General features: G+C 72.6%; 13 protein-coding genes. 10 read left to right on the forward strand and 3 right to left on the reverse strand.

Annotated features, from left to right (window positions below):
• Window positions 1–32: 32 nt before the first annotated feature.
• Window positions 33–539: a GNAT family N-acetyltransferase gene (locus tag OG871_RS31475; protein ID WP_371501406.1), complete on the forward strand. Its 507-nt coding sequence runs from the start codon at window positions 33–35 to the stop codon at window positions 537–539.
• Here OG871_RS31475 and OG871_RS31480 read toward each other — a convergent pair.
• Complete coding sequence (locus OG871_RS31480) at window positions 512–1,597, reverse strand: LysR family transcriptional regulator (protein WP_371501407.1); 1,086 nt, start codon at window positions 1,595–1,597, stop codon at window positions 512–514. The two genes, OG871_RS31475 and OG871_RS31480, sit on opposite strands and share 28 nt — an antisense overlap.
• A gap of 207 nt (window positions 1,598–1,804) precedes the next feature.
• On the opposite strand from OG871_RS31480, the gene ppk2 reads away from it, so the two are divergent.
• Window positions 1,805–2,635 (forward strand): polyphosphate kinase 2, encoded by an 831-nt coding sequence (ppk2, locus tag OG871_RS31485; RefSeq protein WP_371501408.1) that lies wholly within the window; start codon window positions 1,805–1,807, stop codon window positions 2,633–2,635.
• A gap of 3 nt (window positions 2,636–2,638) precedes the next feature.
• Here the strand turns inward: ppk2 and OG871_RS31490 are convergent, their stop codons facing one another.
• Window positions 2,639–3,139, reverse strand: coding sequence for a VOC family protein (locus OG871_RS31490; protein ID WP_371501409.1), 501 nt, complete (start codon window positions 3,137–3,139; stop codon window positions 2,639–2,641).
• 102 nt (window positions 3,140–3,241) lie between these two features.
• Between OG871_RS31490 and OG871_RS31495 the strand changes: the two genes are divergently transcribed.
• Window positions 3,242–4,720: a replication-associated recombination protein A gene (locus OG871_RS31495; RefSeq protein ID WP_371501410.1), complete on the forward strand. Its 1,479-nt coding sequence runs from the start codon at window positions 3,242–3,244 to the stop codon at window positions 4,718–4,720.
• Window positions 4,721–5,041: 321 nt separating this feature from the next.
• Window positions 5,042–5,656, forward strand: a complete 615-nt coding sequence (gene rpsD, locus OG871_RS31500; RefSeq protein ID WP_363639237.1) for a 30S ribosomal protein S4 — start codon at window positions 5,042–5,044, stop codon at window positions 5,654–5,656.
• 97 nt (window positions 5,657–5,753) lie between these two features.
• Here rpsD and OG871_RS31505 read toward each other — a convergent pair whose 3' ends face one another.
• Complete coding sequence (locus tag OG871_RS31505; RefSeq protein ID WP_371501411.1) at window positions 5,754–7,931, reverse strand: regulator; 2,178 nt, start codon at window positions 7,929–7,931, stop codon at window positions 5,754–5,756.
• 225 nt (window positions 7,932–8,156) lie between these two features.
• On the opposite strand from OG871_RS31505, the gene OG871_RS31510 reads away from it, so the two are divergent.
• The 6 genes from OG871_RS31510 (at window position 8,157) to mltG (OG871_RS31535) (ending at window position 15,336) form a co-directional block, all read left to right on the forward strand.
• A complete protein-coding gene (locus OG871_RS31510; protein ID WP_371501412.1) occupies window positions 8,157–8,636 on the forward strand; it encodes a DUF948 domain-containing protein in 480 nt (159 codons plus the stop codon).
• 2 nt (window positions 8,637–8,638) lie between these two features.
• The gene (locus OG871_RS31515; protein WP_371501413.1) at window positions 8,639–9,061 is read left to right on the forward strand and encodes a DUF6167 family protein; all 423 of its coding nucleotides are present in this window, start codon (window positions 8,639–8,641) and stop codon (window positions 9,059–9,061) included.
• Window positions 9,061–11,730, forward strand: a complete 2,670-nt coding sequence (gene alaS, locus OG871_RS31520; RefSeq protein ID WP_371501415.1) for an alanine--tRNA ligase — start codon at window positions 9,061–9,063, stop codon at window positions 11,728–11,730. Before OG871_RS31515 ends, alaS begins: the two co-directional genes overlap by 1 nt.
• Window positions 11,730–12,212, forward strand: coding sequence for a Holliday junction resolvase RuvX (ruvX, locus tag OG871_RS31525; RefSeq protein WP_371501416.1), 483 nt, complete (start codon window positions 11,730–11,732; stop codon window positions 12,210–12,212). Before alaS ends, ruvX begins: the two co-directional genes overlap by 1 nt.
• A gap of 87 nt (window positions 12,213–12,299) precedes the next feature.
• Window positions 12,300–13,475, forward strand: a complete 1,176-nt coding sequence (mltG, locus tag OG871_RS31530) for an endolytic transglycosylase MltG (protein ID WP_371501417.1) — start codon at window positions 12,300–12,302, stop codon at window positions 13,473–13,475.
• A 127-nt stretch (window positions 13,476–13,602) separates the two neighbouring features.
• Window positions 13,603–15,336 carry an endolytic transglycosylase MltG gene (mltG, locus tag OG871_RS31535; protein WP_371501419.1) on the forward strand — a complete coding sequence of 578 codons (1,734 nt, stop codon included), beginning with the start codon at window positions 13,603–13,605 and terminating at the stop codon, window positions 15,334–15,336.
• The last annotated feature ends 54 nt before the right edge of the window (window positions 15,337–15,390 follow it).

The raw sequence follows: 15,390 nt of genomic DNA on the forward strand, positions 1-15,390 counted from the left end.
CACAACGGCGTGCCACAGCAGAGGGGTCGAAGATGACCATCCGTATCAGAGTCGAAATCCCGGCGGACGCCCCCGCCACCAGACGGGTCCACATGGCCGCCTTCCCCGGCCCGGAGGAGGCGGACCTGGTGGACGCGCTCCGCCGGGACGCCGCCTGGGTGCCGGCCCTCTCGGTGGTCGCGGTGGACGAGCGCGACCTGATCGTCGGGCACGTCCTGCTCACCCGGCTCCAGGTCGGCGACGGCGACGGGCTGTCGCTCGCGCCGGTGGCCGTCGCGCCCGAGTGGCAGCGCAAGGGCGTCGGCACCGCGCTGGTCCAAGCCGCGCTGGCGGCGGCCGAGGCGGCGGGGGAGCGCCTGGTGGTGGTGCTCGGCGACCCCGGCTACTACGGCAGGTTCGGCTTCGAACCCGCCTCGCGCCATCGGATCAGCGGGCCCTTCGAGGTGCCCGACGAGTACTTCCAGGTCCTGCCGCTGACCGGCGCCGAGGGCGGACCCCAGGGGGTCTGCCGCTACCCGGCACCGTTCGCGGCGGTCTGAGCACCGCCGGGGGTGCCCGACGGTGCCTCGGACCGGGCGCCGGAGTGCGCGCCGGCCGGCGCGCCGCTCCCCGCGGCGCTCGGTGCGGTGCTCTGTGCAGTGCGGGAGGCGGGGTCGCGCTGGGCGGGCACGGTGCCCCGCGGCGACGGGCCCGGGCAGGCCGCCCCGATCCGTACCGTCTCGCGGCAGCTGCGCACGAACGCCGCCATCGCGGGGGTCAGCGGCCGGCCCAGCGGCCAGTACAGGCCGACCCGGCTGGCGCTGAGCCCGCGCACCGGGCGGTAGACCACCCCGGGCCGGGAGGCGAGCCGGCTCATCGTCTCGGGCGCGAAGCCGATGCCCTGGCCGCAGGCCACGGCGGTCAGCCACTCGTCCGCGTTGTGCGCGACCGCGCCGATCCGGGCCGGCCGGCCGCCGCGCTCCTCGGCGGCGAGCCAGTAGTCGCGCCACAGGCCCGCCTCCTGCGGGATGGCCACGAAGTCCTCGTCGAGCAGTTCCGCGAAGTCCAGCAGCGGCCGCCCGGCCAGCCGGTGGCCGGCCGGCAGTACCGCCCAGCGGTCCTCGACGCCGAGCTCGGCGCAGTTGTACCGGGTGGCGATCGACGCGGGGGCGTGCCACAGCGCCAGGTCGATCTCGCCGGAGGCCAGGCCGGAGGTGGGGTCGAACCAGTTGTTCTGCCGCATCTGCACCTGCCAGCCCGGCATCCGCCGGGTGAAGTCCTCGACGGTGGTGCGGTCCACCACGTTGATGGTGCTGCCCTCGAAGCCGACCCGCAGCGTGCCCTCGGCCTGGGTGGCCGCCTGCCGGGTGGCCCGCAGGGTGTCCTCCCAGCCGGTCAGCAGGGTCTGCGCCCGGTCCGCGAGGGCGCGCCCGGCGGGAGTGGGCGTCATCCCCTCCCGGGAGCGGTGGAACAGCGCCACGCCCAGTTGGGTCTCCAGCTGGCGGATCTGCTTGGTCAGCGTGGGTTGGCTCACGAACAGCCTGGCGGCGGCCCCGGTCAGCTGGCCCTCCTCGCAGACCGCGACGAAGTAGCGCAGCAGGCGGGTGTCGATGTCCATGCCGCAAGGTTATGGAACGGGGAATTTGCCGTATCGGTCGGGTCCGGGGGAGAGTTGATCACTCGTCGGGCGTGACCCGGTACCGGCCGTGCAGGGGACTGCCGGTGCCGGTTACGCCCGACGTGCCGTTCGCCCGGTCCGACCTGCGCGGGGCGCCGAGGACCCGTAGCGTGAGCGATCGTCAGCGGCACGCGAACGGAGGGCCCGGTGGCCAAGAAGAGCAGGGGGCGGCTCCCCAGGAAGTCGTACGAGGCGGAGCTGCTGCGCCTGCAGTACGAACTGGTGAAGCTCCAGGAGTGGGTGCGGGCCGAGGGTGTCCGGCTGGTGGTGGTGTTCGAGGGGCGGGACGCGGCCGGCAAGGGCGGCGCGATCAAGCGGGTCACCGAGTACCTGAACCCGCGCCTCGCCCGGGTGGCGGCCCTCCCGGCGCCGACCGAGCGCCAGCGCGGGCAGTGGTACTTCCAGCGCTACGTCGAGCAGCTGCCCGCCGCGGGCGAGATCGTGCTCTTCGACCGCAGCTGGTACAACCGGGCCGGGGTCGAGAAGGTGATGGGCTTCTGCACCGCCGAGGAGCACCAGCAGTTCCTGAACCAGTGCCCCACCTTCGAGCGGATGCTGATCGAGGCCGGGATCCTGCTGCGCAAGTACTGGTTCTCGGTCAGCGACGTCGAGCAGGAGCGGCGCTTCCGGGACCGGATGGCGGACCCGATGCGCCAGTGGAAGCTCTCGCCGATGGACGTCGAGTCGATCAGCCGCTGGGAGGACTACTCCCGGGCCAAGGACGAGATGTTCGTCCACACCGACATCCGGGAGTCCCCCTGGAACGTGGTCGAGAGCGACGACAAGCGCCGGGCCCGGATCAACATGATCGCCCATCTGCTCGGTTCGGTCCCCTACCGGGAGGTCCGCCGCCCCGAGGTCGAGCTGCCGGCCAGGCCGAAGCCGCTGGGGTACCGGCGCCCGCCGCGTGACCTGCAGAAGTACGTGCCGGACCACGCCTCGACGCTGGAGGGCGGAAGGTCGGGACGGCCCTCCTGAGCCTCAGGTGGCCGAGCCGGCGGCCGCCCCGGTGGACAGGTCCGGACCCCAGCGCTCGATCGAGGCGGTGAGGTCGAGCGGGCCCGGGCGGGCGTCCGAGTCCGCGGCCGGCCAGTCCTCCCGGGGGACGCGCCACATCAGCTCGAACTCGTTGCCGTCCGGGTCCTTGGCGTAGAAGGACTTGGAGACCAGGTGGTCGGTGGAGCCGACCAGCGCGCCCCGCTCGGCCAGCCGGTGGCCGAGCGCCGCCAGCTCGCCGAGGGTGCCGACCTCCCAGGCCAGGTGGTAGAGGCCGACCCGGCCCTGCTCGGGGCCGGGCGCGTCCGGGCCGAGGGCGAACAGGCCGAGGTCGTGGTCGTTGCTGCTGCCGGGGGCGCTCAGGAAGGCCGCCCGGCCGGGCATCAGATGGTCGACCTGGAACCCGAGGACGTCGCGGTAGAAGTCGATCGAGCGGTCGATGTCGCGGATCCAGAGCACCGCGTGGTTGAGACGGCGTACAGGCATGGGGTGCTGCTCCTTCCGGGTGGTCGGACCAGCGTACGCCCCGCGGTTCAAATTCGAACTACCTGGTCCCCTGCTGTCCGTGCCCTCGCATACCCTTCAGAGGTGGAAGAACCGGACCTCTTCACCGCCGCCGCCGAGGACCGCCAGGCCGCCGAGCCCGGCCGGGCCCCGCTGGCCGTGCGGATGCGCCCCCGGACCTTGGACGAGGTGGCCGGCCAGCGCAGACTGCTCAAGGACGGCTCCCCGCTGCGCAGGCTGGTGGCGGGCTCGCGCGGTCCGGCCGCCACCAGCTCGGTGATCCTCTGGGGGCCGCCCGGCACCGGCAAGACCACCCTGGCGCACGTGATCAGCCAGGCGGTCGAGGGCCGGTTCGTCGAGCTCTCCGCGATCACCGCGGGCGTCAAGGAGGTCCGCGCGGTGATCGAGGGCGCCCGCCGCGCCGTCGGGATGTCCGGCCGCGAGACGGTCCTCTTCCTGGACGAGATCCACCGCTTCTCCAAGGCCCAGCAGGACTCCCTGCTGCCCGCCGTGGAGAACCGCTGGGTCACCCTGATCGCCGCCACCACCGAGAACCCGTACTTCTCGGTGATCTCCCCCCTGCTGTCCCGCTCGCTGCTGCTCACCCTGGAGTCGCTCACCGACGAGGACGTCCGCGCCCTGCTGCGCCGCGCGGTCGCCGACGAGCGCGGGCTGGCCGGGGCCGTCGAGCTGACCGCCGAGGCCGAGGACCACCTGGTCCGGCTGGCCGGCGGCGATGCCCGGCGGGCGCTCACCACCCTGGAGGCGGCGGCCGGCGCCGCGCTGGAGAAGGGTGAGCCGGAGATCAGCCTGGCCACCACCGAGACGGCGGTGGACAAGGCCGCCGTCCGCTACGACAAGGACGGCGACCAGCACTACGACGTGGCCAGCGCGCTGATCAAGTCGATCCGCGGCAGCGACGTCGACGCCACGCTGCACTACCTGGCGCGGATGATCGAGGCGGGTGAGGATCCGCGGTTCATCGCCCGCCGGCTGATGATCTCGGCCAGCGAGGACATCGGCCTGGCCGACCCGACGGCGCTGACGACCGCCGTCGCCGCGGCCCAGGCGGTCGCGCTGATCGGTTTCCCGGAGGCCCGGATCATCCTGTCGCAGGCCGCGATCGCGCTTGCCCTGGCACCCAAGTCCAACGCCGCCTACCTGGCGATCGACGCGGCTCTGGCCGACGTCCGGCAAGGCCTGGCCGGCGCCGTCCCGCCGCACCTGCGGGACGCGCACTACGGCGGGGCGGGCAAGCTCGGCCACGGCCAGGGCTACCGCTACCCGCACGACCTGCCCGAGGGCATCGCCACCCAGCAGTACGCGCCGGACGCCGTGCACGGCCGGGACTACTACAGCCCCACCCGGCACGGCGCCGAGGCCCGGTACGCCGACACCGTCGCCTGGACGCGGCCGCGGCTGCGCGGCGAGCCACTGCCGAAGCCCGCCTCCAAGCCCGTGCCCAGGACCGAGCCGAAGCCCGTGCCCAGGGCCGGTGCCGAGCGGACCGGGCCGGCGAAGCCGCAGGGGGAGGCCGGGGAGGCCCCGGCCGAGACGCCCTGAGATCGCCTGTACACTGGTCGGCAGTGCCGTGTCCCGGGCACGGCGGCGGGTGAGAACCCGACCGACCGGCCGCACCAGCGGGGCACCGGCCGACGGGCGCTCCTTCGGGAGTCGCCCCTTGGAGCGTCGCGCACCGATTCTGGTGTCGCGGGCAGCCCATCACCCCTGGCGGTCGGTGGGCCTCTCGTGTGCATGCACTGATGTGCCCGGCTCCGGAGAGCGGCTGATCACCCCCTGGGGTGGTTTTTCTCCGGGTCGCGAGGAGCGACCTCCGTCAACACCTGGTGAAGCCGTATTCGAAAAGCAAGGAAGGTTTGGTTCATGGCGAACCAGAAGCGTCCCAAGGTCAAGATCGCTCGTGCCCTTGGTATCCCGCTGACCCCGAAGTCCGTCAAGTACTTCGAGGCCCGCCCGTACCCGCCCGGCCAGCACGGCCGTGGCCGCAAGCAGAACTCTGACTACAAGGTCCGTCTGACCGAGAAGCAGCGTCTGCGCGCGCAGTACGACCTGAGCGAGAAGCAGATGGCGCGGGCGTTCGACCGTGCCAAGAAGGTCGAGGGCAAGACCGGCGAGGCGCTCATCGCCGAGCTGGAGACCCGTCTCGACGCCCTGGTCCTGCGTTCGGGCATCGCCCGCACCATCTACCAGGCCCGTCAGATGGTCGTGCACGGCCACATCGAGGTCAACGGCGGCAAGGTCAACAAGCCGTCGTTCCAGCTGAAGCCGGGCTTTGTCGTCACCGTCAAGGACAAGTCCAAGGAGAAGACCCCCTTCCAGGTGGCTCGCGAGGGCGGCAACGCCGGCGAGGGCCAGACCCCGAAGTACCTCGAGGTCAACCTGAAGGCCCTGGCCTTCCGCCTGGACCGCCAGCCGCAGCGTCGCGAGATCCCCGTGATCTGCGACGAGCAGCTGGTCGTCGAGTACTACTCGCGCTGACCCGCGAGCGAGTACCACACCGAGCCCCGCAGCCTTACGGCTGCGGGGCTCGGCCCTTTCCGGCGGTGCTCCGGTACGCCCGGTCGGCCGTGCGAGGTCAGCGGGCCGGCACCGGTGAGGGCCGCAGCGGCCGCGGGCCGGGCAGTCCGTCCGGGCCGGCCGACCGGCCGCCGCGGCCCAGCGCCCGCAGCACGGCCGCGTCCAGGTCGAGCCGGCCGCCCACCCGGAACGCCTCGTGGAACTCCTGCTCGGTCAGCCCGTCCCGGGCCCGCTTCTCGCACTCCAGGTACGGACCGGTGAACGACCGCGAGCCGAAGAACGGCTTGCCCACCGCCTGCCAGATCCGGTGCGCCGCGCCCTGGAGCACCCGGGCCTCGACCAGGTCGCCGTCCGGCGCCTCGGTCTCCAGCAGCGCCAGCACGTCCATCGCCAGCACGATCCCCAGCAGGTCCCGGAACAGGTGGTTCAGCCGGACGCACTCGCGGGCGTGGGCCCGGGCGAGCCGGACCTCGCCGGCCGACCAGCGGGCGTAGGCCAGTGCGTACAGGCCGTAGGCGTACGCCCACTGCTCGCCGTGCTCCTCGGCCACCGCGCGGACCCGGTCGATCCAGGACTCGCCGTTCGCCCGGTCACCGAGGAACAGGTAGGCGATGCCCAGCTCGAACATCGCCATCAGGACGTTGCTGTTGAGCTCGCCGATCCTGTTGTAGTGCCACAGGGCCTCCTCGAACAGCTCGGCGGCCCGCCCGGGGTCGTCGCCGATCAGCGCGGCGCAGCCCTGCCGGTGCACCGCGTACGCCAGTGCCCGGTCGTCGCCGGTCGCCAGGGCCTGCCGGCGGCACTCCTCCAGGACGGGCCGCGCGCGGGCCAGGTCGCCCTGGAGGGTCGCCATGTACCCGGTGACCCACAGGGCCTTGGCGCGGGCCTCGGTCGGGTCGGGGGCCAGGGCGAGCGCGCGGTCCAGCCAGTGCCGGCCCTCGCCGAGGTGGCCGGAGCCGACCCAGTAGAACCAGAGCGTGCCGGCCAGCACCAGGGCGAGCTGCTCCTCGCCGGGCTCGGCGAGCGAGAACTCCAGCGCGGCCCGCAGGTTGGGGTGGGCGAGCCGGGTGCGTTCGGCGGTCTCGGCCTGGCGGGGTCCGAACCACTCCACCTCGCCCCAGGAGGCCACCCCGAGGTACCAGTCGCGGTGCCGTCGCAGCAGCCGGTGCTGCTCGCCGCCCGCCCGCAGCCACTGGCCGCCGTACTCGCGCAGGGTGTCCAGCAGCCGGAACCGTACGCCGTGCGGGCTCTCCTCGCGGAGCAGCACCGACTTGCCGACCAGGTCGGCGACCAGCTCCAGCACCTCGTCCGGCTCGATGCCCTCGCCCGCGCAGACGTACTCGGCGGCGTCCAGGTCGAACGCACCGGCGAAGACCGAGAGCCTGGCCCAGAGCAAACGTTCCTTCATCGTGCACAGTTCGTGGCTCCAGCCGATCGTGGTGCGGAGCGTCTGGTGCCGCAGCGGGGCCGTCCGGGCGCCACCGGTGAGCAGCCGGAACCGGTCGTCCAGGCGGTGGTTGATCTGGGCGACCGACAGGGCCTGCAGCCGTCCGGCGGCCAGCTCCACCGCCAGCGGGATGCCGTCCAGCCGGCGGCAGAGCAGGGCCACCTCGGCCCGGTTGCGCTCGGTCACCTCGAAGCCCGGGAGCACGGCGCGGGCCCGGTCGGCGAACAGCGCGACCGCGTCCGGCGGGCCGCCGACGGCGGGGGCGTCCACCGGCAGCGGTGCCAGCGGCAGCAGGTGCTCGCCGGCGGCCCCCAGGGCCTGCCGGCTGGTGGCCAGCACCCGCAGGCCCGGGGCCGCCCGCAGCAGGCTGTCGACCAACTCCGCGCAGGGACCGACCAGGTGCTCGCAGCCGTCCAGTACCAGCAGGAGCCGCCGGTCGGCCAGCCGCTCGACCAGGACCTCCAGCGGCGGGCGCGCGGTGGAGTCGGTCAGGCCGAGCGACTCCAGGACGGCGTGGCCGAGCAGCAGCGGATCCTGGACGGCGGCGATCTCGGCCGGCCACCCGCCGTCGGGGAACAGGCCGGTGCCGGCGAGCGCCTCGGCGGCGCCGCGCAGCGCGAACCTGGACTTGCCGACCCCGCCCGGCCCGGTGACCGTGACCAGGCGCGCCGAGCCGAGCAGTCCGGCCAGCGTCCCGAGCTCGGTGCGGCGGCCGACGAAACTGGTCACCTCGGCGGGCAGCCGGCCCGCCGCCTGGCCGTCGTGTGGTGCTGCCGGCTCACTGGACAACTGCCGCCCCCTGTCCGGCCGGGAGCGGACACCCCCGGCGACCCTGCGGGCCCGCGCTGCACGGGCCCACCCCGCCCAACGAGGCGTCCGACGGTTGGTCACGCTCGGTGTTCGTACACCCGGCCGGGCGACCGGGCGATATCCGGTCGGGGGAAGCCACCCGTCCGCGATAGGGTTCACCTTTGAGGAAGATCTGCTGAAGAGGCAAGGCGAGGGAGCGCACCGGTGTCCGTGGGAGAGCTGGCCGGCCTACTGGTGGCCGTCTTCTGGGCGGTCCTGGTGACCCTGCTCGCGGTGGTGCTGGTGCGGCTGTCCCGGGTGCTGAAGGAGGCCACCGTGCTGGTCTCCGCCGTGACCGAGCAGGCCGTGCCGCTGCTGGTCGACGCGGGCACCGCGGTGCGCAGCGCCAACGAGCAGCTGGAGCGGGTGGACGAGATCACCGCCAACGTGCAGGACGCCGCCGCCAACGCCAACGCGCTCTCCTCCACCGTCGCCGCCACCCTCGGTGGCCCGCTGGTCAAGGTCGCGGCCTTCAGCTACGGCGTCCGAAAGGCCGTCAGCAAGCAGCAGGCCGGGGTGCCCCTCCCGCAGCAGGCCGCCGAGCGCGAGGCGTTGGCGAAGCTGATCCGTGCCGAGGTGCGCGCGGCCACCGCGCCGCGCGGCAGCGGACTGCTCTCCCGTGTCCGGCGAGCCGTGAGGGGCTGAGCATGGTTCGACGCATCTTCTGGATGGCGGTCGGCGCGGGCGCCACCGTCTGGGCCATGAACAAGGCCAACGAGGCCGTCCACCGGCTGACCCCTGACAGCCTGTCCGGTACCGCCGCGCGCGGCGCCCTCCACCTGGGCGACGCGGCCAAGCGCTTCGCCCGGGACGTCCGGGCCGGTATGGCCGAGCGCGAGGAGCAGCTGCGCGGCGACCTGGGCCTGGACGGCACCGCCGTGGTCGAGCCGGCACGCCGCCGAGCGCCGCTGCGCGGCGAGCCGACGTACCGAGCTATCTCGGCGGCCCCGGGCTCCCCGGCCGCCGCCCTGCCCCCGCCTCGCAGGACCCGCACCACCCCCCAAGCCATTGATTCGCCCTCCCGCCGGCTCGACGAGCTGCCGGGAAGCCCCAACCGGAAGGACCACTGATGGAGTCGGCAGAGATCCGCCGCCGCTGGCTGCGCTTCTTCGAGGAACGCGGCCACACCGTCGTTCCGTCGGCGTCCCTGGTCGCCGACGACCCCACCCTGCTGCTGGTCAACGCCGGCATGGTGCCGTTCAAGCCGTACTTCCTCGGCGAGGTGAAGCCCAGCTTCACCCGCGCCACCAGCGTGCAGAAGTGCGTGCGCACCCTGGACATCGAAGAGGTCGGCAAGACCACCCGGCACGGCTCGTTCTTCCAGATGTGCGGGAACTTCTCCTTCGGCGACTACTTCAAGGAAGGCGCCATCAAGTCGGCGTGGGAGCTGCTCACCTCCTCCGTCGCCGACGGTGGCTACGGCCTGGAGAAGGAGAAGCTCTGGATCACCGTCTACAAGGACGACGACGAGGCCGAGCAGATCTGGCGCGACGTCATCGGCGTGCCCTCCGAGCGCATCCAGCGCCTCGGTATGAAGGACAACTTCTGGTCGATGGGCGTCCCCGGCCCTTGCGGCCCGTGCTCGGAGATCAACTACGACCGCGGCCCCGCCTACGGCGAGGAGGGCGGCCCCGCCGTCAACGGCGAGCGCTACCTGGAGATCTGGAACCTGGTCTTCATGCAGTACGAGCGTGGCCACGGTGACGGCAAGGACGGCTTCGAGATCCTCGGCGACCTGCCGAGCAAGAACATCGACACCGGTCTCGGCCTGGAGCGCCTCGCCGCGATCCTTCAGGGCGTCGACAACCTGTTCGAGATCGACACCAGTCGGATGATCCTCGACCGGGCGGCCGAGCTGACCGGCCACGCCTACGGCGCCGACCACAGGTCGGACGTCTCGCTGCGCGTGGTCACCGACCACTTCCGTACCGCGATCATGCTGATCGGTGACGGTGTCACCCCCGGCAACGAGGGCCGCGGCTACGTGCTGCGCCGTATCCTGCGCCGCGCCATCCGCAACATGCGGCTGCTCGGCGCCACCGGGCCGGTGGCCAAGGACCTCACCGACGTCACCATCAAGGCGATGGGCCCGCAGTACCCGGAGCTGGAGAGCGACCGCAAGCGGATCGAGACGGTCGCGGTCGCCGAGGAGACCGCGTTCCTGCAGACCCTGCGCAGCGGCACCAACCTGCTGGACGCGGCGGTCACCGAGACCAAGCAGTCCGGCGGGGCGGTCCTCTCCGGCGACCAGGCCTTCAAGCTGCACGACACCTACGGATTCCCGATCGACCTCACCCTGGAGATGGCGGAGGAGCAGGGCCTCCAGGTGGACGAGGCCGGGTTCCGCCGCCTGATGCAGGAGCAGCGTGACCGGGCCAAGGCCGACGCCAAGGCCAAGAAGATGGGCCACGCCGACGTGGCCGCCTACCGCGAGGTGGCGGACAAGGCGGGCGCCAGCGTCTTCACCGGCTACAGCGCCACCGAGGGCGAGGCCACCGTGGTCGGCCTGCTGGTGGACGGCGTCCCCGCGCCGGTCGCCACCGAGGGCGACGAGGTCGAGATCATCCTCGACCGCACCCCGTTCTACGCCGAGGGCGGCGGCCAGCTCGCCGACCACGGCCGGATCCGGCTGGACTCCGGCGCGGTCGTCGAGATCCGCGACGTCCAGCAGCCGGTGCCGGGCGTGACGGTGCACTCCGGCGGGGTGCTGTTCGGTGAGGTGGTGCTCGGTGCCTCCGCGTACGCCACCATCGACATCGACCGCCGCCGGGCGGTCTCCCGCGCCCACTCGGCCACCCACCTGACCCACCAGGCGCTGCGCGACGCGCTCGGCCCGACGGCCGCCCAGGCCGGTTCGGAGAACGCGCCCGGCCGCTTCCGCTTCGACTTCGGCTCGCCCGCCGCCGTGCCCGGCAGCGTGCTGACCGACGTCGAGCAGAAGATCAACGAGGTGCTCACCCGCGAGCTGGACGTCACCGCCGAGGTGATGACGATGGACCAGGCCCGCAAGGCCGGCGCCATCGCGATGTTCGGTGAGAAGTACGGCGACGCCGTGCGCGTGGTCACCATCGGCGACTTCTCGAAGGAGCTGTGCGGCGGCACGCACGTCGGCAACACCGCCCAGCTGGGACTGGTGAAGCTGCTCGGCGAGTCCTCGATCGGTTCCGGCGTGCGCCGGGTCGAGGCACTGGTCGGCGTCGACGCCTACAAGTTCCTGGCCCGTGAGCACACCGTGGTCGCGCAGCTCCAGGAGCTGGTCAAGGGCCGCCCGGAGGAGCTGCCGGAGAAGATCTCCGGCATGCTCGCCAAGCTCAAGGACGCGGAGAAGGAGATCGAGCGCTTCCGCGCCGAGAAGGTGCTCGCCGCCGCGGCCGGTCTGGCCGCGGGCGCCGAGGACGTCCGCGGCGTGGCCGTGGTCGCGGCCCGGGTCGCCGACGGCACCGGCGCCGACGACCTGCGCAAGCTGGTTCTCGACGTGCGGGCCCGGCTCGGCGCGCGCCCGGCCGTGGTCGCCGCCTTCACCGTGGCGAACGACCGTCCGCTGACCGTGATCGCCACCAACGAGGACGCCCGCTCGCGCGGCGTCAAGGCCGGCGAGCTGGTCCGCACCGCCGCCAAGACCCTCGGCGGCGGCGGTGGCGGCAAGGACGACGTCGCCCAGGGCGGCGGCACCGACCCGGCCGCCGTGGACGAGGCGATCGCCGCCGTCCTGGCCCTGGTCGCGGAGCGCGCCGCCTGATGGAGGAGCAGCCGGAGAAGGTCTTCCGCCGGGGCCGCCGGATCGCCGTCGACGTGGGCGACGCCCGGATCGGGGTCGCGTCCTGCGACCCCGACGGGCTGATCGCCACGCCGGTGGAGACGGTCCCCGCGGGGGGCCGCTCCCAGGCCCGGCTCAAGGAGATCGCCGAGGAGTACGACGCGATCGAGGTCGTGGTCGGCCTGCCCCGCTCACTGAGCGGCAAGGAGGGCCCGGCCGCGGCCAAGGTCAGGGCGTACGCCGGGCGGCTGGCCGCGCTGGTCGCCCCGGTGTCGGTGCGGCTGGTGGACGAGCGGATGACCACGGTCACCGCGAGCCAGGGGCTGCGCGCCTCCGGGCGCAGCAGCAAGAAGGGCCGCTCGGTGATCGACCAGGCCGCGGCCGTGGTGATCCTGCAGAGCGCCCTGGAGACCGAACGGGTGAGTGGGCGCGCCCCCGGTGAGAGCGTCGAACCGATCAACTGATCGGCCTGACCTAGCGTGCGGGAAGGGGCCCGTGCGGACGCGAGTCCGTACGGGCCCTCGCCGTTCCCCGCCGACCTGAGGGCAGCTGTGGCCGATCCGTTCATCGCACCCGGACTGACTCCCGGACTCACCCCGGGGCACCTCGGCGCACCCGTGCTGGAGCTGGAGGCGCCGCCGCCGGCGGGGGTGGAGCCGCCGGACCCGCGCCGTCGGCACACCGGGCTGGCCTGCCTGCTCACCGCGATGGCGCTGTTCCTGGTGGCGGGTGCGATGGTGCTGACGGGCTATCTGATGTGGCCCGAGGGGCGGCCGCCGGCGCCGGACTTCACCGGCAGCGGCAGCGGGAACGTCCAGGTGTCGGTGAGTCAGGGCGCGACCCTCACCCAGATCGGCCAGACGCTGGTCAAGAACGACGTGGTGGCCAGCACCCGGGCCTTCACCGAGGCGGCGGCCAAGAGCCCCGCGGGCAACCGCATCCAGCCCGGCACGTACACCCTGCGGCACCGGATGTCCGCGGTGAACGCCCTCAACGTCCTGCTCGACCCGGCGAACGCCAACGCCCTCACCATCCCGGAGGGCCGGCGGGCCACCCAGATCTACGCAGCGATCGACGCCCGGCTGAACGTGCCCGCCGGCACCACCCTGCACACCGCCGAGCAGCGCGCCGGTGAGCTGGGGCTGCCGGCCGACGCGCACAACAACCCCGAGGGCTACCTGTACCCGTCGACGTATCCGATCACCGGTGACACCACCCCGCTCCTGCTGCTCCAGCAGATGGTGAAGGAGGCCCAGACGGCCGCCCAGGACAGCGGCGTGGTCACCACCGAGGGGCAGACCGCGTACCAGGTGCTCACGGTGGCCAGCCTCGCCGAGGCGGAGGCGGACAATCCCGAGGACATGGCCCGGGTGGCCCGGGTGATCTACAACCGGATGGCCAGGGGCATGCCGCTGCAGTTCGACTCGACCATCAACTACGCGCTCGGCCGCTCGACCCTGACCACGACGAACACCGACACCAGGCTGGACTCGCCGTACAACACGTACTTGCACGCCGGCCTGCCGCCCGGTCCGATCGGCAACCCCGGGCGGGACGGCCTGCGGGCGGCCACCCATCCCGCGGAGGGCGACTGGATCTACTTCGTCACCGTCAGCCCTGGTGACACCAGGTTCACCGACAGCCCCGAGCAGCACCTGAAGAACGTCGCCGACTTCAACGCCTACAGCGCTCAGCACCCCGCCTCGTCCGCACCGGCCTCCCCCTGAGGGCGACCGGCGCCCTGCCGGTGCCTACGCTGCGGTACGGTAACGTCTCCCATCAGGCGTGTCCCTAGCACGCCGGTTCGAGACGTCTGCGGCCCGCCGCAGCCGCAGGACGCTTTTAAGGGGATCGATGACTGATCTGGGCGGGGGCTACGGCCCCAAGGGCGACCAGCCGTGGTACCCGGGATCCCCGGGTGCAGGCGGACAGCAGCCCCAGCCCGGCGGACAGCCGGGCGCCTGGCAGCAGCAGAACCCGCAGGGCGATCCATACGCTCGGCAGCAGGGGTATCCGCAGCAGCAGGGTGGCGGGCAGGCGTACGGGCAGCAGCAGGGGTACCCGCAGCAACCGCAGCCCCAGCAGGGGTGGCCGCAGCAGGACGGGTCGTACGGACAGCAGCAGGGCTACGCCCAGCCGCAGTACGGCCAGCCGGTCTACCAGCAGCCGCAGCACGGGTACCAGCAGCAACCCCAGCAGCAGCCCCAACAGCCGTACCAGCAGCAGCCGCAGCAGGTCGCGCAGCAGCGGCCGATGCCGCAGCAGGCCCAGCAGCAGCGACCGGTGCAGCCGCAGCCCTCCGGCCCCGGTCCCGACGGCATCGACTGGGAGGCCGAGGCCGCCGCCCTGGACGCCCCGCACTCCGAGCCGGCGGTCGAGGAGTGGGACGAGGACGAGGCCGTCGACCTCGGCTACCCGCAGGAGGAGACGGACGAGCCCGACTCCTTCTTCGGCGACGGTGACCAGGACAACTCCCGGGACGCCGAGCGCAAGCGCAAGGAGAAGGGCAAGAAGGCGGGCCGCCGCAACCGCGGGGCCTGCCTGGTGGTCGCCCTGGTCCTGCTGGGCGGCGCCGTGGGCGCCGGATGGTGGGGCTACGGCTTCTACCAGAACCACTTCGGCCCGCCGCCGGACTACGCCGGTGACGGCGCCGGCTCGGTCACCGTCGAGATCAAACCGGGCAGCGGCACCGCGATGGGCCAGGTGCTCAAGGAAGCCGACGTGGTGAAGAGCACCGAGGCCTTCGTCGACGCGTTCACCAAGAACCCCAAGGCCGGCACCATCCAGCCCGGCTTCTTCACCCTGCACCACCAGATGTCCGGCGAGGCCGCCGTGAAGTACCTGGTGGACTCGGCCGGCGGCAACGTGCTGGTCGTGCCCGAGGGCAAGAAGGCCGTCGACATCTACACGCAGATTGACACCAAGCTCAAGCTGGAGAAGGGCACCACGGCCAACGTCGCCAAGGCCCAGGTCGCCTCGCTCGGCCTGCCGCCGTACGCGCAGGGCAACCTGGAGGGCTTCCTCTACCCGGCCCGGTACTCGATCGCCGACGGCATGAAGCCCGAGGAACTGCTCAAGCAGATGGTCTCCACGGCCGTCCAGCACTTCCAGGACCTCAAGCTGGACGAGGGCGCGCAGAAGATCGGGCTCAAGAGCGGCTACGAGGTGCTCGTCGAGGCCAGCATCCTGCAGGCCGAGGGCAACAACGACGCGGACTTCGGCAAGATCGCCCGGGTGCTGTCCAACCGGCTGAACACCACCGCGACCCAGGGCAAGCTCCAGCTGGACACCACGCTCCAGTACAAGCTCGGCCGCACCAACTTCACCATCGCCGAGAAGGACGGGGACAAGAGCCCCTACAACACCTACGTGAACAAGGGCCTCCCGCCGACCCCGATCTCCAACCCGGGCGACGATGCGATCAAGGCCGTGCTCAACCCGACGCCGGGCGACTGGGTGTACTTCGTGGCGCTCTCCGCCAAGGAGACGCGCTTCGCGGTGACCTTCGACGACTTCAAGAAGGACGTCAAGGACTACTGCACCGCGAACAACCGGGGCTTCGACGAGAGCGCCGGTATGTGCAAGTAGCCCGCCACGGCCCCCGCCCGCCTGCTGAACGGGCGGGCGGGAGGCCGCGCCGGA

The sequence above is a fragment of the Kitasatospora sp. NBC_00374 genome, assembly GCF_041434935.1.
Classification (GTDB): domain Bacteria; phylum Actinomycetota; class Actinomycetes; order Streptomycetales; family Streptomycetaceae; genus Kitasatospora.

Coding starts and splice junctions, on each gene's coding strand:
- rpsD (WP_363639237.1), top strand. CDS start 5,042: ATGGCGAACCAGAAGCGTCCCAAGGTCAAGATCGCTCGTGCCCTTGGT.
- OG871_RS31490 (WP_371501409.1), bottom strand. CDS start 3,139: ATGCCTGTACGCCGTCTCAACCACGCGGTGCTCTGGATCCGCGACATC.
- mltG (WP_371501419.1), top strand. CDS start 13,603: ATGACTGATCTGGGCGGGGGCTACGGCCCCAAGGGCGACCAGCCGTGG.
- OG871_RS31475 (WP_371501406.1), top strand. CDS start 33: ATGACCATCCGTATCAGAGTCGAAATCCCGGCGGACGCCCCCGCCACC.
- OG871_RS31515 (WP_371501413.1), top strand. CDS start 8,639: ATGGTTCGACGCATCTTCTGGATGGCGGTCGGCGCGGGCGCCACCGTC.
- ruvX (WP_371501416.1), top strand. CDS start 11,730: ATGGAGGAGCAGCCGGAGAAGGTCTTCCGCCGGGGCCGCCGGATCGCC.
- OG871_RS31480 (WP_371501407.1), bottom strand. CDS start 1,597: ATGGACATCGACACCCGCCTGCTGCGCTACTTCGTCGCGGTCTGCGAG.
- alaS (WP_371501415.1), top strand. CDS start 9,061: ATGGAGTCGGCAGAGATCCGCCGCCGCTGGCTGCGCTTCTTCGAGGAA.